We start from the raw sequence: 19,691 nt of genomic DNA, 5'->3' as shown, positions 1-19,691 counted from the left end.
TGTTCCCACGCGCCAAATCCGATATTCTTCGCCGAAATGCCAGATGATAACATGTATCAGGATACGTATTTATCTAAAGCCATTCAGTTCGAAACGAACGTTCCATCCTTACATCCAAACAAAAAAAACCGCCACAAGGGCGGTCTGTCTGTTACGAAATATTAGGCGTGGTTACGTTGGCTTTGCATACGACGCTGGGTCAGATAATCACTCTCGTAATAGGCCAAGTCGTCACGAAGTTCTTCATAAGTCTTGGAAATTTCCAAAATGACGTCGCGTACAGCCCGAATCGGCTTATCACGGAAACGGATGGCATCCTGACCTGTGTAAGCATATCTTCCGTCCTCAGAGTAGCACTCATTTTTCGGATAGAAAAAGCTGTTTACACTTTGGTGATACGTATTATAAAGAGCCTTTTCGGCAAATTCGACATCAAAGTTGGCACGACGCAGCACAACGCCAAGTTTTTCGTAAGAAACTTCAGAAAAAACGAGCAAATGACGGAGATCTGAAAGGAAACCTTTGTAGAAGGCGGTTGACTCCTCCGTCTGGTTCTGATCCAGTTCAGGCAAAGCATTTTCATTCAAAAACTTTTCGATCCGATCGATCGCCGGTTTTAACTTTTCTCTGGTTGACTCACATGTTTTTTGTACATTGGCTGCTGACATAAAGGTAGCTCCCCCTTAAATAAGTCCTTACATTTTTACATCTAGGTAGGCCAAACCATGTTTGTTTCCTGACCTTTTGAATACTCAGATATAATCCTACCATAAAAAGTTGACGAGCGGTATCCCTTAATCGTGCTTTCCATTCCTGTCATGATATATGCTTCGGAACATGCAATGACTCGAAACTCTTTTGTATAAAAATATGTGCTTCTCCTAACGATAACTACATCCGTGACAACGACGATGCGTTCAAGCACGCCGTATAAGTCATTGTCCAAAATGAACGAGGAGGTTCTGTCTTATGTCCAGACCAAGGTGGATCAACTGGGCTCTCGCAGCAGGTGCGGGCGCCTTAGCGCTGACCTTACTGCTTCCAACATCCAATCGTACCGTACCCAAGCCAAGCGCTATGCAGGAGAATCCTCAGAAGGAACATGCAAGTAAACAGCGTTTGAAAGTTCAGGATATCAAAGCCACCGATCTGCTGACCCGTGTAGATGCCAAACAGCACCTCGGGATCATACTGGATAAAACGAACACGATGACAGATGCACAGGTGACCCGTTATATGAAAGATCTTCAAGATTCACACGGGCACATGCGGTCTATTCAATTAATGAATATGGATGACTCATCGAGTAAACGATTTGATCGTGCGTTCAAAGAAGGCAGTAAACTGGAGCAACAAAAATTATCTCATGCAATGAATTTGGCAAAAAAAGCGGTACACAAGCGTCAAAGCTTCGAGTCCTCTTCGTTTCCACTTGGAAAAGAAAAATACTTTGTCATGGGACAACCCTCCAAGGATGGCAAACGAGCCATCATCGCTCTGTTTAGTCAAAGTGTATTAAATGCCGTGGAAGAGCATCAGCGTAAAAATTTGCGGATGATTCCTTATCCACGTGAAGGGAAATTCAAAATCGAATCGGTTCATCCCGACACATTAAACGAAATCACGGTAAAAACAGGGCATGACAACGCCAATGCAAGCCATTTTTACGAAAATGAAATCGTCATTCGTTTCCGGCAAGATCCGGGTGAACGAGATATGCGCATCATTCGTTCTGACGTGAAAACGCAGTCTGCTCGCAAGCTCGGTTATACGTATGTTTTTCGGTCTGAAACGATGAATTATAAACAATTGCGAGAATATTTCGGAAGTAAATGGAATCCGCTGTATATGGAACCCCACTATATGTACTTAACCAATGAAACGGCCACTGAACAACCGGATGTACCTATCCCTAACGATGTACTGTTCTCGGATTATCAGTGGAATCTGCCTGCCATTGAGACAAATCGCGGGTGGAATATTACGAAGGGCAACAAAGATGTTATCGTAGCCGTGGTAGATACAGGTGTTGATGTGAATCACCCGGATCTCAAAGGAAAATTGCTCGAGGGGTACAATGTCGTGAATCCGGGCAACAAACCGCTCGATGATGTCGGTCATGGTACCCATGTTGCCGGTATCATCGGAGCGATTGTAAACAATAACGAAGGTGTAGCTGGTATGAGCTGGTACAATAAGGTGCTTCCTGTAAAAGTACTGGACAACTCGGGATCAGGTACAACGTATGCGGTTGCTGAGGGCATCATTTGGGCAGCCGATCATGGCGCCAAAGTCATTAATATGAGTCTTGGTAACTATGCGGACGCTCAATTTCTCCATGATGCTATTAAATACGCTTTTGACCGGGATATCGTACTTATCGCTGCAACCGGCAACGATAATACCGAGCGCCCAGGATATCCTGCTGCTTATCCCGAAGTTTTTGCAGTCTCTGCTACAGACCCGGATATGAATAAAGCCTCTTACTCCAACTATGGAGACTATGTGGATGTCATGGCTCCCGGATCAAGTATTGCCAGTACGTACCCGGACAATCAGTACGCTGCTCTGTCAGGCACATCCATGGCTAGTCCGCACGTCGCAGCACTTGCAGGATTAATTCGCTCGTTGAACCCGGATCTGACCAATACGGAGGTTATGGATCTGATGCGGCAAAGTGTAATTGATCTAGGGGAACCCGGCCATGATAAGTACTACGGTTATGGTCAGATCGATGTATACAAAGCGTTGCAAGCCGCATCGGGAAGCAGTGCTCCGTTACAGTTCTGGCCTCAGCATGTCAGACAGCAGATGGATAACACGATGAAAAAATATATCCAATAATATCTTATTTAATAACCTTAACTTATGGGATAAGCGTTAATCTCCAGGTTATTCGGACATCAGAGTGGACTGTGTACGTTTTCCTGGTCGAATTATACCAAAAACAAAAGCAGCTGCGCCCCGGGGCGTATGCTGCTCTTTGGTTTGTTCTTTTTCCCGGGGCGTTAACTGCGATTAGCGTTTGCGAGAAGTCGAGCGGGCTTTGCTTGATTTTTTCACGGATTTTTTCTTATGACTGGATACATACATTGGACCTTCTTCTCTGATAACAACGGGGTACATATGATGAGGTATTGGAACACAGTGATGTTGCTTCACAACTTCAATCGGGTGGATTACAGGTACGATCTGTGGAATGTAATAATCCTGAACAACCTGAATCGGGTCACATACAATCGGTGAAACTTGCGGACAACAATGGTTCATTTCAAACCAACTCCCTTTCAAGTGATACTATAACCTATTGCAATGAACCCGATGTGGTATGGATGGATGTCCATATTCTAAAAAATTAAATGAGCGGTAGCCTGTCCGCCGTTGCCCCAACTTGTTGTGATGAGACCCTCTCAATGACAGTACACAGAATTCGAAGCCCTTGCTTCAGCGCTTCACTACTCGTCACAGTGAAACATATCCGTAAACTCGTTGTGTCACTTTCCGCAACATAACAGGCTGAACCAGGCAAAAAAGACACGCCAGCAGCGAGAGACTGCCGATGCAGTTCATGCATGTCCATATTCCCCTGCAATTCGAGCCACAAATTAAGCCCTCCCTCAGGAAGACGCCACTGCATCTCGTCCGTTGCATACTGCTCGAGCACCTCTGAGGCAACACACAAGCGCGAGTAGAGTTCTTCTCGGAGCTGATAAACGTAAGTGTCATACTGTTCCTGAATATAAGCCTGAATTGCTTTCTGAGTTAATAACGGACTCCCAAGATCGGCCGTAGACTTCGCGGCCACAAGCCGGGTAAGCACACTTCCATCGGCTATAGCACAAGCTATACGGCAACCGGGGGAGAGTACTTTGCTGAAACTTTTAATGTAAACCACATGCCCCGCTCTATCCATGGACTTAATCGAAGCCGGTGGAGGCTCACGAAAGTATAAATCTGCAAACGGATCATCTTCCAGAATGAGGCAGTGATAACTTTGTGCGATATTTAGCAATTGGGCCCGTCTTTGAGTACTCATCGTCACACCTGTCGGATTGTGATATGTAGGGATCGTATAGATTAACTTGGGCGGGTATGTATCACACAAGCGGGTAAGCAGATCGATACGCATACCTTCATTGTCCATAGGAACGGTAATGATTTTGGCTCCTCGACTCGTGAACACATCTATAGCCCCTGTATACGTTGGTGCCTCCATATATACGACATCTCCAGGACCGATAAATGTACGAGCTACCAGATCAATCCCCTGCTGTGCTCCGCTTGTAATTAACATTCTTTCGGGCGTAACTTGCAGTCCGCGAGAAGCAAAATGTGTTGCAAAAGTCTGTCTTAGTTCCCAATCCCCCTGAAATGATCCATAGGCCGCCATGCGCTCTGCATGATCTGAGGACAAGTGATAGGCGCTATTGATAATATCACGCGTAGGTAATAACTCAGGCTGAATCGCTGACATATGCAGTTCATATCGGACTTGAGGGGATGCGTCAAAATGTCTCCACAGTTGTGCTCTGGGTAAATAATCTACCAGTGTCATCTGCCAGTTCAACGAAACACCGGAGTCGCTGGTGCTCATTTTGCTATGGGCAACTGCTTCTCTGGACATTTGATCCGAAGGCTCTGTTCCCCTTACATAACAGCCTTTTCCCTGAGAGCAACGAACGAGTTGTATAGCCTCCAGTTCCGCATATGCTTTAGTTACAGTTACCAAACTAACGCCTAAATCAGCGGTCATCTTACGAACAGATGGCAACCTCGTTCCCGGTTCAATCAAACCTGAGCGGATACGATCTGCAATGGTCAGAGCAATCTGCATATATAATTTGGTACTGCTTCCCCTTTTAAGCTCAATATGCATGTCTACTCATCCCCCTAACTGTTATGATCGTTGTTTTACTGTTATAGTGCGCTACGTCTAATATAGTTTATAATATCAGTATAACAGTGAATAACAGGAGATGAGAATAATATGAGTACACCTTGGTCTAAAATGGCACAAAACACCCCGTCCTCTGTCGTTCGCGACATGTTGCAGGCTGCTCAGGCACCTGGAATGATATCACTTGCTGGTGGATTGCCAGCACAGACTTCATTTCCACTGGAAGCTATACGCCTGGCGTATGAAAAAGTATTTATGAGCGGATCAGCCGCTCTTCAATATGCTGAAACGGAAGGTTACCGTCCTCTTCGTGTCAAAATCGCCGAGCGTCTGGAATCGAAAGAACTTGCGGCCTCACCTGATCATATGCTTTTGACTACTGGATCACAGCAATCAATTGATCTCATCTGCCGAATTCTTTTAGATCCCGGTGATCGCGTGCTCGTGGAATCACCCACTTATCTAGCTGCCTTGCAAGTCATTCAATCCTATCAAGGAGTATCTTATGGAGTCGCTTGTGATGATCACGGCATGTTGCCTGAATCACTCGAGGAACAGCTTCAGTTGCATCGTCCTAAACTCGTCTACATTAACCCAACGTTCTCCAATCCGACAGGAAAAGTCTGGTCACGGGAAAGAAGACAACAAGCCGTAGATTTGTGCCGTAAATATGGTGTACTTATTCTGGAAGATGACCCTTACGGCGAAATCCGCTTTAACCCGGAACAGCTGGACGTACCCGCTCTCGCTGCACTCGATGCCGCTTCCTATGAAGGACCATCTAACGTGATTTACACCAGCACCTTTTCCAAAACAGTAGCCCCAGGTCTTCGTACAGGCTGGATTCTGGCTGCTCCCGACATTGTCAAAATCGCTGCTCGGGCCAAACAAGGCGCAGATTTGCATTCGAGTAGCATTGATCAGCGGGCACTCCATGCCTTGCTTGAGACCTTTGATTTGGATGGCCACATTCGCCACATCTCTCAGGACTATGAAGAGCGCATGAAAAAACTAACCACACTCATGGCTTCTAAATCCTGGGATGGCATTACATGGAACTCCCCACAAGGCGGAATGTTCCTATGGCTACAATTACCTGAAGGTATGCTCGCCAGCAATCTATTTACTTATGGCATTCAGGAAAAAGTGTGCATCGTGCCTGGAGATTCCTTCTATGCCGGCACGCCAGAGCTTAACCGGATGCGTATCAACTTTACTCATACTGACCCTGAACTTCTTCCTGAGGCCGTGGAGCGAATGGATCGCGCGATTCAGCGCTGGCATGCTTCCAATCAATCAGACCATGTCGTTACCATGTAACTGATCGGTAAAGCATGAAAACTGTAATCATCTGTAATTGATCACCATAACAGTTGACCGCTTATTCCATATATGGGATAGGCGGTTTTCCTTAAAGACAAAAAAATAAGGCGGCAAATTCGTTAATCCGAATCTGCTGCCTTATTTTATATAACCTGTCCCGTCGTGAACAGGAACATTTCATTTTAAAAGTTGTTGTTGCAGTTAGGAAAGCTTACCGTAAGCCGGGTTCTGTGCTCTTCGTGGTTCAAACGGGAACTACCCTCCCACCAGAAGCGACAATCATCTATCTAGGCCATGCATTGCTACACAGCTCAAGCGACCAACCTAGACACACCTCGGGCTAAGGCTGTCTCCTCCAAAGAGGCGACCGTGTCCCATTAGGTCTTGCTCCAGATGGGGTTTACCAGGAACGAAGTCACCAGCGTTCCTCGGGGTCTCTTACACCTCGGTTCCATCCTTGCCTGTGCCGGGAAACCCGGCCATCGGCGGTCCATTTCTGTGGCACTATCCTTCAACTCGCGCTGACTGGACGTTATCCAGCATCCTGCCCTGTGGAGCCCGGACTTTCCTCTCGTGGCAACAAAGGCCACCAGCGATTGTCTGTCAAGCTTTCCGAACAACATTACATAGTATACAGGCATTTGCTGTCCCACACAAGCTAAATATTAATGGAAATCAGGCTACATGCTCTCTCTTTTACAAGAAACGAAATACTTCAGTATCCACCTCGGATGCAGTGACCTGTGTCTCGTATCGCTGATCGGCTAGTCGGCCACGAAGCCAATCTGCTGTTTTAGGTTTCATGATCTTCTCCGTGTTATGACCCGGATCAATAATGCACATCCCTGCCATCAACGCGTCATGTGCCGTGTGGTAATCAATATCTCCGGTTACAATGACATCCGCACCCTTGAAACGTGCAGTGAGCACATAACGACTACCCGAGCCGCCTAGCACAGCCGCTTTCTTGATTCTTTTGTTCAAATCACCGACAACGCGCACATGAGGCACATTTAATTGGGCTTTCACGACCTCTACCAGCTCGCCAAGTGTTTTAGATTCCCGAAGAGGACCAAGACGTCCTAGGCCAAGTGTACGCCCTTTTAAATCCATTGCATAAAGGTCATATGCCACTTCTTCATAGGGATGCGCCTTTAACATCGCCTGAATGACCTTGCCCCGCAAACTTTGAGGTACAACCGTTTCAATCCGCATTTCTTCCACACGTTCCAACTGTCCCTGTGATCCGATAAAAGGCTGAGTCCCTTCACCAGGTACAAATGTGCCTGTTCCTTCGGTGCTAAAACTGCATTTATTATATTGACCGATACTACCTGCTCCAGCTTCCAAAATCGCCTGCAGTACCTGCTCATGATGCGTCCTAGGCACAAATACCGCCAGCTTGTACAACTGATCTGTGTGCACATCCTCGAGCGCTTCCTTGCTCTCAATGCCAAGCGCCTCAGCCATCCAGTCATTGATACCACCTTCAGCCACGTCGAGATTCGTATGACTGATGTAAACCGCGATGTCATGCTTGATCAGCTTTTCATACAATTTGCCCATAGGCGTATCGGTGCTGAGTGATTTTACGGGACGGAAAATAATAGCATGATGGGCAATAATCAGATTGGCTCCGATCCGAATTGCTTCATCCACAACCTCATTCGTGACATCCAACGCTACAAGCACATGGGTAATGTCCTTTTGCAGACTTCCCAGCTGCAAGCCAATACGGTCGTCGGGTACTGCCAGATGTTTAGGAGCAAGTTGCTCCATCCATTGAATTACGGTTTGACCTTTGGCAAACATGCCAATACCTCCTTCAAACTCATGATAAGCTGTTCCACCTCTGCTGCTTTGTCTCTGGAAGAATCCTGATCGGACTTGGAGATGGACTGTACCACACTCTGTAATTTAAGTATCTCACTTTCCCATTTGGCAAAAAATACGTCTGTTGCACGGTCCACCAAGTACGGCCCCATACGCAGTAGCAAATCTTCAGTTAACTCCACGTCACCCTGTAACGGGCGAGCACGATATACCTCTTCATTCGTGATTGGGCTGCTTGCTTGCGGCATTGCGGTAATAATTTCATAAATCTTGCCATCCTCTTCAAGAAGTTGCTCAGCCACGACAACCCAATGATGCTGAAGTAGCCAGCGTCGCAAAATATCCTCGCCTACATTGGGTTGCAGAATCAGAAGCTGTACACCTTCCAGTTTGGAGATTCCCCGGTCTAAAATGGAGGCGATCAGTGCGCCGCCCATGCCAGCAATGGTAATTACATCAACCTCTCCAGCAGTAATGACATCGAGACCATCTCCACGACGTACCGTGATTTGCGATTGAAGTCCGGCATCACTGACCTGTTTAGAAGCCGCATCATAAGGACCCGGATTGACTTCCCCAGCGATTGCACTCACCGCTTTTCCACTTCGGATTGCAGCGACGGGTAGTAAAGCATGGTCTGATCCAATATCCGCCAGCCGACTACCTTCAGGAATTTGGTCATGTATTTGTTGTAATCGATTCGAAAGTTTCATGGGGCACCTACACCATTCATTTAATTTATTGATTTGCATTGCGTAAAGAAAAGCGATAAAATAAAATCCAATCAAACATTTCAAGGATGAATTTCCAAAAGAAAGAAATCTAACCGTTCAAATTAAAACGAAAGGAGACCCCGCCGCCGCCAAAGCGTCTCGCAGAAAGTCTCCCACAGTTTAATTATTCGAGGAAATCCTTAAGTCGTTTGCTTCGACTCGGGTGACGCAATTTACGAAGAGCCTTGGCTTCAATCTGACGAATACGCTCACGAGTAACACCAAAAACTTTACCAACTTCTTCAAGTGTTCTCGTACGTCCATCGTCCAGACCAAAACGCAGACGAAGAACATTTTCTTCACGCTCCGTCAATGTGTCCAGAACATCTTCAAGCTGCTCTTTCAAAAGCTCATAGGCAGCAGCATCTGCTGGAGCCAATGCTTCCTGGTCCTCGATGAAATCACCCAGATGGGAATCGTCTTCTTCACCAATTGGTGTTTCCAAGGAAACCGGTTCTTGAGCAATCTTTGTAATCTCACGCACTTTTTCTACGCTTAGATCCATCTCCGCAGCGATTTCTTCAGGAGTCGGTTCGCGTCCAAGTTCCTGCAATAGTTGACGGGATACCCGAATCAGCTTATTAATGGTTTCTACCATGTGCACAGGGATACGGATCGTACGTGCTTGGTCAGCAATTGCACGTGTAATCGCCTGACGAATCCACCATGTCGCATACGTACTGAACTTGTAACCCTTTTTATGGTCAAACTTCTCTACCGCTTTAATCAGACCCATGTTACCTTCCTGAATCAGATCCAGGAACAGCATTCCGCGTCCTACATAACGTTTCGCAATACTTACAACGAGACGAAGGTTCGCTTCAGCCAGACGGCGCTTCGCTTCTTCATCCCCGTTTTCGATCCGTTTTGCGAGTTGCACCTCGTCATCAGCTGACAACAACGGTACACGTCCAATCTCCTTGAGGTACATCCGCACAGGGTCATTAATTTTGATACCAGGAGGCAAGCTTAGATCATCATCAAAGTGGAACTCATCGTCTCCCTCTCGACCATTGTTTTCGGAATCCTCGCTAGGACGAAGGGTTACCTCTTCATCATTTTCGTTAACAACATCAATACCGAGATCACTGAGTTGTTCGTAAAACTCATCCATTTGTTCTGCATCCTGCTCAAACGGAGAAAGTTTCTCAATAATTTCCTTATAGTTGAGTGAAGCTCTTTTCTTACCTGATTCAATCAATTGATCTTTAACCTGATCCAGTGTCAATTCTGTTTCTAGTTCAGTATGCTGATCATTCGCCATAACTCGACTCCCTCCTCCCTAGAAACATCCAAGTCATCCAGACGTTCACTGTCTCTCTAGGGCAATCATCTCAAGTGCAATTTGTGCCGCGCGTACAGAATCACCTGCCCGCTCTGCAGCAATCATTTCTTCCTTTTTTAAATCGTACTGTTTTTTGCGCGGATACTTCAACACTTCCCTGATGCAATCATCGAGCACTTGGACGCTCCATTCACCCGGGCCATCCATCATCGAGATTGAGCTGACCGTCTTTTCCAGACGATCATCATGCAACGAAGACATAAAACGACTTGTATCCGGCGGTTTGCCCTGTGCATAATAGGCATATAGATAAGCAGCAATTGCTGCATGATCATCCAAGTTAAAAGCTTCGCCAAGATGTTCATTTACATACTGAGCCGCTTCATCATCCTGTAACATCCAGGCAATCAGTTTGCGCTCAGCAGCATGGTATGCCGGCAACAGATTGGGTGTAGGCACCTGCCTATTTTGTTGCCTACCATTATTCCACCTTTTCGGGTTATTATCCCCATAATCCTCGTTATTTTTCATCGCTTCCCGTTCCTCGTTACATTCTTGCTTCAATGTTTCGAAAGAAACATCGACTTCAGCAGCAAGTTCACGAAGATACACTTCACGCTCTGTTGGTGAGGACAAGGGAGCAATCAATTTCACTGCTTCTTTGGAATAAGCGATTTGTCCGCCGCCTTCTAGCAGTATATGGTTTTTCTTGAGGTTTATAAGCTTAAATTTTGTTGTTGTTACGGCGCCATCAACAATCTGGTTACGGAATCGTTCACCGCCGTGCTTGCGAATAAAATCATCTGGATCAAGTCCCTCAGGAATGAGTGCCACCTTAACCTGCAATCCAGCCTCCTCCAAAATGGGGAAGTTTTTCATTGCGGCAGCCTGTCCGGCTCGGTCGCCGTCATAACAGAGGATAACCTCATCACACATGCCCTTGATCATTAAAGCCTGATTCTCCGTAAGCGCCGTTCCCATGGCTGCGACACCATTCTGAACGTCCTGATCCCACGCGGAGATCACATCACCGTAGCCTTCAAACAAAATGACCTGTCTCTGTTTCCGTATTGCATTTTTAGCTTGGTGCAGATTGTAGAGAACACGGCCTTTGTTGAACAACCTGGTTTCTGGCGAGTTCAAATATTTCGGCTGTCCATCCCCCAAGATCCGCCCTGCAAATGCAATCGGCTTGCCACTTCTACCATGGATCGGAAACATGATTCGATCTCTGAACTTGTCCACATATCCGTGACCTTCACTTCGTTCTGACAGAAGTCCGCCTCGTTCCATCTCATCGAGTGGATAAGTGCGCTTCTCCAGAAATTGTACGAGCGTGTCCCAACGATTTGGCGCATAACCAATCTGGAACTGATCAATCAATTTGTCACCAATACCTCGCGAGCGTAAATATTCCATTGCCACTTTGCCATGCTCTGTATTTTTCAACAGAAAATGATACAGCTTCGAGGTAAGCTCATAAGCTTCCAGCAGACGCGCCGTCTCCGGATTTACATGAGCAGATTCACGACCCTGCCAGTCACCCATGGAGATATGACTTTCTTCTGCCATCGTTTTGACAGCCTCGGGAAAGGATAACCCTTCGATTTCCATCCTAAATTTGATGGCATTTCCGCCCGTGCCGCAACCGTAGCAATAGAAAATCTGTTTCTCAGGTGTAACGGTGAACGAAGGCGTCTTCTCGGAATGAAAAGGGCAGAGGCCTTTCATATATTTCCCCTGCTTGGTCAGATGCACAAATCGGCTTACCGTATCGACGATATCATGCTGTTGCAATACCGATTCAATAATACTTTCGGGTATTCCGCCTTGTCCGGTACTCATCTCGGCCACCTTCATCTCTTCTAACACGTAAATATAATTCGATAAACTTACACATTCTCCTGCAAATCTTTCAAAAGTTTTGTCAGTTTATGTTGAAAAATTTCTCGATCCTGCTCTGTAAAGGGTTTTGGGCCTTTCCCATAATGCCCTCTGCGCCTAGCTTTGGCCGCAGTATGGCGGGAATCGAGCATAAAATCAATATCTCGATCGTTAAATTCTCGGCCTCTAAAAGATAAAACATAACAACGTTTGCCAAGAGCCAGCGCCGCGAGTCCATAATCCTGCGTAATAACCACATCATATGGCTTAATATGATTCGCGATGTACAGATCTGCGCTCTGATCACTACGATCCACTTGCACGGTTCGTACACCTTCCCCTCCTTGCAACAAATGATCAAAGGAAGAAACAAGTAATACAGGAACCTGAAAGAGACGTGCAGTGTTAGCGATCTCCGTCTTGACCGGGCAAGCATCTCCATCAACTACGATGTGACGTATATTCAATTCACTCAAACCTATACCACCCGGTTTCATAAAATATCTGCATATTGTAATATACGACCTCAGTCATTGAAAATCCTTCTGAGTCTAATGGAGAAAAAACAGAGGCTAAAAATACGGAGCGGTTGTCCAAATCATTGAGCAACCCGTTCCGTATATTTATACCCTCATATTTCGTTCTTTAATACTGTATTTATGTTTTGCTGAATTGTACAAAGATAATCATTGAACTGCAGTACTTATCCAACCAGTTTGGAGAAATCAGCAAACCCTTTCAAATCTTGATCTATGGCAGCAAGAAGAGCCAGTCGATTCGCACGTACCGCTTCATCTTCGGCCATGACCATAACAGAATCAAAGAACACCGTGATGGCTTTCTTCCATGCTGAAGCGATAGCCAAAGCTTCTGAAGCGTTATGTTTGGACAATGCATCGCGATAGGCTTCGTTTGTTTGATTCCAGGCATCAAATAGCTGACGCTCTCCATCTTCTACAAACAGTTCAGGATGTACCGAAGCGTTCGATGCTTTGCTAGCCAAGTTTCCTACACGGTTGAACGATTCCAGTGTTGTTTTGAATTCTTCCGCTGCCAGCACAGCTTTCATCAACGCTTCACCTTTTGGAACGATTGCACTAATATCATCGAATCCGGAAGCAATCACTGCATCAACAACGTCATAACGAACCGTTTCCGACAGCAATTTTTTCACACGCAATGCGAAGAAGTCCTGTAAATCTTTACGCACCTCTGCATCTGCACGTTTCAACAGATTCATCTGAGCGTGAACTTCAAGTGCTGCGCCGAAGACATCAGACAAGGTCAGCGGAAGTTGATGATCCAGCAAAATTTGTACAATACCTGCTGCCTGGCGTCGAAGTGCGTACGGATCCTGAGAACCTGTAGGAATAATATTAATAGAGAAACATCCTACAATTGTATCCATTTTATCTGCCGCACTAACAATCGCACCCACAAGAGATGCAGGAGATTGATCACCAGCAAAACGAGGTTGATAATGCTCGAATACAGCCTTAGCAACTTCTTCTTTTTCACCAGCTTTATGAGCGTAATCCTCACCCATCACACCTTGCAACTCAGGGAATTCGCCAACCATCAGCGTAACCAGATCGAACTTGCAGATATCTGCGGACCGGCTAACCGATTCAGCCACATCACCAGATACTTGCAATTTCGTAGCCAGGCTGTCAGCAATTTTGCGAATGCGGCGAACCTTATCTCCCACTGTGCCAAGTTCTTCTTGGAATACGATGCTTTCAAGTTTGGACAATGCGTCCTTAATCTCCAGCTTCTGATCTTCCTCATAAAAGAATTTTGCATCTGACAGACGGGCACGCAGCACCTTCTCGTTTCCTTTGGCGATAACATCAAGGGAATCAGCGCCCCCGTTACGAACCGTAACAAAGTAAGGCAACAGCTGACCTTCCTGATTCAACACAGGGAAGTAACGTTGATGCTCACGCATTGAAGTAATCAAAACTTCCTGCGGAATGTTCAAGAACGAGGAATCAAATGTACCAAACAGTACGGTTGGTGTTTCGACAAGGAATAGTACCTCTTCAAGCAAATCTTCTTTGATTGCAATATTCCAGTTTTTCTCGGCAGCCAGCGCCTCAATCTGGGATACAATCATCTGCTCACGTTCAGAAATATCTGCAATGACATGCTGAGCACGAAGCACATCTACGTACACCGAAGGCTCAGATACCACAGCTTCATTGCCCAGGAAACGATGCCCACGAGTTACGTTACCCGCTTTTACACCCGTTACTTCAAGATCAATCACTTCCGTGCCAAACAATGCAACAATCCAGCGAATAGGACGAACAAATTTGAAATCGTAGGACGCCCAGCGCATAAATTTCGGGAATGTCATTGCGTGTAATACGGATAACAAACCTTCGCCAATAACGGATGCTGTCTCTACACCTTTGCTACTTTTCGTTGCATAAATGTATTCAACACCGTTCAGTTCTTTGAAGGTAAATTGATCAGGCTCAACACCTTGACTGCGTGCAAATCCGAGTGCTGCTTTGCTCCAGTTACCGCTGTCATCCAGCGCTATTTTGCGGGAAGGCCCCTTTACCTCTTCTTCCACATCTTCCTGTTTGTCGGCTACGTTCTGAATCAGAACGGCTAGACGGCGTGGTGTCGCGTAAGCCTGCACTTCACCATAGGCAATACGGGATGAATCAAGCCATTTCACAATGCGTTCCTGAAGTTGTGCGATAGCTGCGCGCATAAAACGAGCAGGCACTTCTTCCAGACCAATCTCAAACAACAGATCCTTAGACATTCTCGGCTCCCCCTTTCTTGATCAGCGGGAAGCCCAGCTTCTCACGCTCTTCCACATATGTTGCTGCCACTTGACGAGCAAGGTTGCGGACACGGGTAATGTACCCTGTGCGTTCTGTAACACTGATCGCCCCGCGCGCATCGAGCAAGTTGAACGTATGGGAACACTTCAACACATAGTCATATGCCGGGAATACCAAGTGCTGTGCCATCGCTTTGTTCGCTTCTTCTTCATACATATTAAAAAGGGTAAATAGCATTTTTACGTCAGAGATTTCAAATGTATACTTGGAATGCTCATATTCAGGTTGACGGAATACGTCGCCATAGGCAATACCTTCGACCCATTCAAGATCAAATACATTTTCTTTTTCCTGTATGTAAGAAGCAAGACGCTCCATACCATACGTGATCTCCACTGCTACTGGATTCGTTTCGATTCCACCGACCTGCTGGAAATACGTAAATTGCGTAATCTCCATCCCGTCAAGCCACACTTCCCAACCAAGACCTGCACAACCAAGCGAAGGGTTCTCCCAGTTGTCTTCAACAAACCGGATATCATGCTTGAGCGGATCAATTCCCAAACGATTCAAACTTTCCAAGTAGATTTCCTGGATATTATCCGGAGAAGGCTTGATAATGACCTGAAACTGGTGATGCTGATACAACCGGTTAGGGTTCTCGCCATAACGTCCATCGGATGGACGGCGGGAAGGCTCAACATAAGCCACTTTCCAAGGCTCTGGTCCAAGTGAACGTAAAAAGGTCATCGGGTTCATCGTGCCTGCCCCTTTTTCCGTATCATATGGCTGAACGATAATACAGTTATGCTCGGCCCAGAATTGTTGCAGCGTCAAGATCATCTGCTGAAAATTCATAATCATGCTCCTTTTCGGGTAGTTTGTTAGCAAGCATAGGAGGTGTGCAGGCAATAATAAATAGCCCTCGCCCCACTACGCCTGATGTACAGACGTAGGGACGAGAGCTATTCCCGCGGTTCCACCCTACTTGGCCTGAGTCAAACAAATCCTTGTCTGATCCCGGCCCACTTTTCCGTGTCCATTCATGCTCCCGAGTGCCCTGTTCACAAACCGATTCAATCAGGCTCTCACCGTCCCTGACTCGCTTATCATTGATGCACAAGCAAATTATCAGCTCATACGTGTATCAATCATATTTTAAATCGAGTTTCCTACTTTCTCGTTCAATGCATGTCTCCAAAAAGAGAATTTATATTTCATAATATATAAATTTAAAGATGAAGTCAATAACTATTTTCAAGTGTGACCACAGTTCAAATCCCGTACTTTTCCATTTGATCCAGGAAAGAACGGGACTTGAGATGCAAACCTAACTGGTGATCCATGAAGGCACGCATTATTTTTTTAATTTCATTACGGGTAGAGTCACTTACCGATATATTTCCCAACCGCTGTAGATCCAGCTGTACAAACAACCGAAGCAACTTTAAAGTCTTTGGACTAACGGACATCGCTGGCGGATCAAAATGTTTACATGCCCTGCATAAGACACCACCAAGTCTGGGGCTGATAAATAACTGCTCATCCGGCCGCTCTTGGTTGCACGAGATACACTCATCCAGCTGTGGTCCGTAACCAGCTGCCTGTAATATTTTCATCTCATACAGACTTATAATGACTAACGGATCTTTATCTTCTTTCAAAGCCTGCAAACAGGCTTTTAGTTGCTTGAACCAAAACGCTCCCGTCTCTTCATCCTGAAGCACTCGATCGAGCAGTTCACATGCATAGGAAGCATAAGCCGCCTTCACCAAATCTTCCCTGAGCTCATGATTGGATTCGATAATTTCTCCAGCATTCAGTGTACCGAGACCTGTGTTGCGAAAATAAACATATTGACCATAAGTAAAGGGCTGCACCAGTGCAGCATGCCGACTTTTGGGCTTTTTGGCACCCCGAACGAGTACACCCGCTTTTCCACCACTTTCAGTGCAAAGCGTTACAATTTTATTTCCCTCACCGTAGTCCATGCTGCGGATGACAATGCCTTCCACCCTATATAACATGCCTCGTCACCTAACCATTCCTGAATCAGCTCTTTATTCTTTCGCTTCTTCATCTTCACTCACTTCCCTTGCAGTGTCTGACTCCTGTCCTGACGAGTTACACGTCTCGGTATATAACAAATAGGATTCTACATCCCCTGTCATTGAAAATACCTTCCATGAAAAATCCCGCATCGGAAATTCATCCTCTCTTCGGAAATGACGTCTGGTTATACCCGATAGGATGGAGTCCTGCAAGGAAAACTATGTGTTGCAATTAATGGATAAACATTAAGCTGATATTACATTACGTAGTAACGACTACTCTCGTCCGAAACCAAGGTCACGCAAAACGCGATCCTGATTTCTCCAGTCTTTTTTCACTTTAACCCACAGATCCATAAAAATTCTGGAGCCAAGCAGATTTTGGATATCTTGACGAGCACGCTTACCTACTTCTTTGAGCAACGCCCCTTGCTTGCCGATAATGATCCCTTTTTGTGAATCACGTTCTACAAAGATGACTGCGGATATATAAACGACACCATTATCCTGAACTTTCATATCTTCTATCGTCACGGCAATGGAGTGAGGCACTTCTTCACGTGTCATTTGCAAAATTTTCTCACGAATAAGCTCTGCGCAGACAAACTGCTCAGGGTGATCCGTCACTTGGTCTTCAGGGTAGTACTGAGGCCCTTCCGGCAAGTACTTACCGATTTGCTCCAGTAGCGTGCTCACATTGCTACCAAGCATAGCTGAGACAGGCACAATTTCTGCAAAATCATGCAGTTTGCGATATTCCTCAATCAGTGGCAGCAACGCCTCCGGTGCAATTTTGTCGATTTTATTCATGACCAAAATGACAGGTGTCCGTACACTTTTCAGTTGTTCCGCAATGTATCGATCTCCGCCCCCCATACCTTCAGATGCATCGATCAGGAATAAGGCAGCTTCAACCTCACCAAGTGTGTTCAATGCTGTTTCATTCATGTAATCCCCGAGCTTGGATTGACGTTTGTGAATACCCGGCGTGTCCAGGAATACGATTTGTTGTTCTTCGGATGTGTAAACCCCATGAATTTTGTTACGCGTGGTTTGCGGCTTGTCAGACATAATTGCAATTTTCTGGCCAATCACCTGATTCATTAAAGTAGACTTACCCACGTTAGGACGTCCAATAATTGCAACGAATCCGGATTTAAATGCTTGTTTTTTCATATGTTCCTCCTCAGGCGCCTAGGCCTGAAATTTTATTTTTTGGCAGAGTTCAGATCTGAGGGACCAAATGCCCATGGTAGCAATTCAGCAACTGTTGTTTCTAACAAGTCACCTTTTAAATTACCCAAAATGACTTTCATGTCTGGTTCACACAATTCATACATCACTTGACGACATACACCACAAGGGGCAATCGGCCCTTCGGTATCTCCCACGATAGCTATCGCTTTGAAACTGCGTGGCTTATGCCCCCCGGCAATAGCACTGAACATCGCGGTACGCTCAGCACAATTACCCGGTGTATATGCTGCATTTTCAATGTTGCAACCATGGTGCACATGTCCTTCGCTATCCAGCAAAGCTGCGCCTACCCCAAAATGGGAATATGGCGTGTACGCCTTTGTACGCGCCTTTATTGCTTCCTGCATTAACAAACCATTGTCCATTTATTTTTCTCTCCCTTAGGGTGTGTATAAAGGTGTGCTCTTTGAGTTAAGTTGATTCGAACCTTTGGGGATTACACTGGGGCACTCCGATGACAGAATAACCTTCCGATCGCTGTTATCCTCGGATTTCTTCAATCACTTTTTCAAAGTGAAAATCCGATGATAAAGGCGAGCGCTTCGCTTCTCCAGGTTTTTTCTGTCCTCTCCGTTATCGTGTAATCTCTAGGAAACCAACTTAAAAGCAGAGGCACACTTTTATTGGTGGTGTGCAGATAAAACATTCAAACCTTAAGATTACACTAACTCACTCCGATGACAGAATAACCTTTCGATGGTTGTTATCCCAACAAAACTCTCAACCAAGCAAGCACTGGTTTGAGAAAAACAATACATCCTATGATCACAGCGAACACCGCAGCCAGTAAAACTGCTCCAGCCGCGGTGTCTTTTGCCGCTTTTGCGAGCGGATGAATATCAGGCTGGGCCAAATCAACCGCGGCTTCTACGGCTGTGTTCATCAATTCAGTGACCAGCACCATAAATACAGCTGTCAACACAAACATCCAGTCCGTTCTGGAGATGTGGAAAAAAAATCCGGCTGCGCACATCAAAATAGCTACTCCTGTGTGAACTCTAACATTCCGCTGCGTACGCAAGCCGTAAGCAATTCCTTCCAGAGCGTTGAGAAATACAAGACCCCAGGAGCGCCTCTTCATTATCGTGTCAACCCGGCTTGAGCAAGAACAGCTTCCTGTTTCCCCATCATCTCTGCCTCACTTGCTTCATCCTGATGGTCATAACCAAGGAGATGCAAGAAACCATGAACAAACAGGAAACCAAGCTCACGCTCAAATGAGTGTCCATATTCTTCACTCTGCAATATCGTCCGTGGAACAGAAATGATGATGTCTCCAAGGACATCTGGCATTTCTTCCATTTCCTCGTCCTCATCAAGCTCGTAAATAATGTCGAGCTCTTCATCCACTGATTCGTTCATCGCAAAAGACAATACGTCTGTAGGACGGTCGATACCACGATAATCACGGTTCAGTTCGTGAATCTGCTCATCATCAACAAACGTGAGCGCAACTTCTCCTTCCGTGATTCCTTCAGCTCCACCTGCGAGAGTCAACAATTGCTCCAGCATCGCGATCATCGGTTCTGTAATTTCTTTATCCTGTTGTTCATTATTCCATGCGAGGTTAAGACTCATTCTTTCATA

The 19,691-nt window shown here is 45.8% G+C and carries 18 protein-coding genes and 1 other RNA gene; 2 read left to right on the top strand and 17 right to left on the bottom strand.

Annotated elements, in window-relative coordinates; translation table 11 throughout:
• Nucleotides 1-161: 161 nt before the first annotated feature.
• Nucleotides 162-668 carry a YpuI family protein gene (locus J2T16_RS11320; RefSeq protein WP_090914707.1) on the bottom strand — a complete coding sequence of 169 codons (507 nt, stop codon included), beginning with the start codon at nt 666-668 and terminating at the stop codon, nt 162-164.
• A 301-nt stretch (nt 669-969) separates the two neighbouring features.
• On the opposite strand from J2T16_RS11320, the gene J2T16_RS11315 reads away from it, so the two are divergent.
• Nucleotides 970-2,844, top strand: a complete 1,875-nt coding sequence (locus J2T16_RS11315; protein WP_341181122.1) for a S8 family peptidase — start codon at nt 970-972, stop codon at nt 2,842-2,844.
• Between the two features lie 174 nt (nt 2,845-3,018).
• Here J2T16_RS11315 and J2T16_RS11310 read toward each other — a convergent pair whose 3' ends face one another.
• Both J2T16_RS11310 and pdxR read right to left on the bottom strand, forming a co-directional pair.
• A complete protein-coding gene (locus J2T16_RS11310) occupies nt 3,019-3,270 on the bottom strand; it encodes a hypothetical protein (protein ID WP_123062555.1) in 252 nt (83 codons plus the stop codon).
• A gap of 85 nt (nt 3,271-3,355) precedes the next feature.
• A complete protein-coding gene (gene pdxR, locus J2T16_RS11305) occupies nt 3,356-4,876 on the bottom strand; it encodes a MocR-like pyridoxine biosynthesis transcription factor PdxR (protein ID WP_341181123.1) in 1,521 nt (506 codons plus the stop codon).
• Nucleotides 4,877-4,987: 111 nt separating this feature from the next.
• Here pdxR and J2T16_RS11300 point away from each other — a divergent pair, with 111 nt between their 5' ends.
• Nucleotides 4,988-6,217 carry an aminotransferase-like domain-containing protein gene (locus J2T16_RS11300; RefSeq protein ID WP_499018351.1) on the top strand — a complete coding sequence of 410 codons (1,230 nt, stop codon included), beginning with the start codon at nt 4,988-4,990 and terminating at the stop codon, nt 6,215-6,217.
• Nucleotides 6,218-6,422: 205 nt separating this feature from the next.
• Here J2T16_RS11300 and rnpB read toward each other — a convergent pair.
• From rnpB to ybeY, 14 genes are all read right to left on the bottom strand, one after another.
• Nucleotides 6,423-6,832, bottom strand: an RNA gene (rnpB, locus tag J2T16_RS11295) — RNase P RNA component class A.
• Between the two features lie 84 nt (nt 6,833-6,916).
• Nucleotides 6,917-8,032, bottom strand: coding sequence for a Nif3-like dinuclear metal center hexameric protein (locus tag J2T16_RS11290; protein ID WP_221788933.1), 1,116 nt, complete (start codon nt 8,030-8,032; stop codon nt 6,917-6,919).
• Nucleotides 8,008-8,766, bottom strand: coding sequence for a tRNA (adenine(22)-N(1))-methyltransferase (locus J2T16_RS11285; protein WP_221788932.1), 759 nt, complete (start codon nt 8,764-8,766; stop codon nt 8,008-8,010). Before J2T16_RS11285 ends, J2T16_RS11290 begins: the two co-directional genes overlap by 25 nt.
• 184 nt (nt 8,767-8,950) lie before the next feature.
• Nucleotides 8,951-10,090, bottom strand: coding sequence for an RNA polymerase sigma factor RpoD (gene rpoD, locus J2T16_RS11280; RefSeq protein ID WP_154888049.1), 1,140 nt, complete (start codon nt 10,088-10,090; stop codon nt 8,951-8,953).
• A gap of 45 nt (nt 10,091-10,135) precedes the next feature.
• Nucleotides 10,136-11,956 carry a DNA primase gene (dnaG, locus tag J2T16_RS11275; protein ID WP_090915624.1) on the bottom strand — a complete coding sequence of 607 codons (1,821 nt, stop codon included), beginning with the start codon at nt 11,954-11,956 and terminating at the stop codon, nt 10,136-10,138.
• A 47-nt stretch (nt 11,957-12,003) separates the two neighbouring features.
• Nucleotides 12,004-12,492 carry a YaiI/YqxD family protein gene (locus tag J2T16_RS11270; RefSeq protein WP_186331730.1) on the bottom strand — a complete coding sequence of 163 codons (489 nt, stop codon included), beginning with the start codon at nt 12,490-12,492 and terminating at the stop codon, nt 12,004-12,006.
• A 206-nt stretch (nt 12,493-12,698) separates the two neighbouring features.
• On the bottom strand, nt 12,699-14,774 hold the full coding sequence (glyS, locus tag J2T16_RS11265) for a glycine--tRNA ligase subunit beta (protein WP_154888044.1): 2,076 nt from the start codon (nt 14,772-14,774) through the stop codon (nt 12,699-12,701).
• The gene (gene glyQ, locus J2T16_RS11260) at nt 14,767-15,654 is read right to left on the bottom strand and encodes a glycine--tRNA ligase subunit alpha (RefSeq protein ID WP_090914724.1); all 888 of its coding nucleotides are present in this window, start codon (nt 15,652-15,654) and stop codon (nt 14,767-14,769) included. The genes glyS and glyQ overlap by 8 nt, the downstream gene beginning before the upstream one ends.
• Nucleotides 15,655-16,070: 416 nt before the next feature.
• A complete protein-coding gene (gene recO, locus J2T16_RS11255; RefSeq protein WP_090914726.1) occupies nt 16,071-16,823 on the bottom strand; it encodes a DNA repair protein RecO in 753 nt (250 codons plus the stop codon).
• A gap of 33 nt (nt 16,824-16,856) precedes the next feature.
• On the bottom strand, nt 16,857-16,997 hold the full coding sequence (locus J2T16_RS11250; RefSeq protein WP_090914728.1) for a YqzL family protein: 141 nt from the start codon (nt 16,995-16,997) through the stop codon (nt 16,857-16,859).
• 126 nt (nt 16,998-17,123) lie between these two features.
• Entirely contained in the window at nt 17,124-18,023 is a 900-nt protein-coding gene (gene era, locus J2T16_RS11245; RefSeq protein ID WP_090914730.1) for a GTPase Era, read from the bottom strand.
• 32 nt (nt 18,024-18,055) lie between these two features.
• Nucleotides 18,056-18,469: a cytidine deaminase gene (locus J2T16_RS11240; RefSeq protein WP_336120587.1), complete on the bottom strand. Its 414-nt coding sequence runs from the start codon at nt 18,467-18,469 to the stop codon at nt 18,056-18,058.
• A 338-nt stretch (nt 18,470-18,807) separates the two neighbouring features.
• Nucleotides 18,808-19,185 (bottom strand): diacylglycerol kinase family protein, encoded by a 378-nt coding sequence (locus tag J2T16_RS11235; RefSeq protein WP_090914734.1) that lies wholly within the window; start codon nt 19,183-19,185, stop codon nt 18,808-18,810.
• Nucleotides 19,185-19,682, bottom strand: a complete 498-nt coding sequence (gene ybeY / locus J2T16_RS11230) for an rRNA maturation RNase YbeY (protein WP_090914736.1) — start codon at nt 19,680-19,682, stop codon at nt 19,185-19,187. The genes J2T16_RS11235 and ybeY overlap by 1 nt, the downstream gene beginning before the upstream one ends.
• Nucleotides 19,683-19,691: the final 9 nt, after the last annotated feature.

This window comes from Paenibacillus intestini (assembly GCF_030803945.1).
Lineage (GTDB): Bacteria > Bacillota > Bacilli > Paenibacillales > Paenibacillaceae > Paenibacillus > Paenibacillus polysaccharolyticus.
This window is presented reverse-complemented; position numbering and strand designations above follow the sequence as displayed.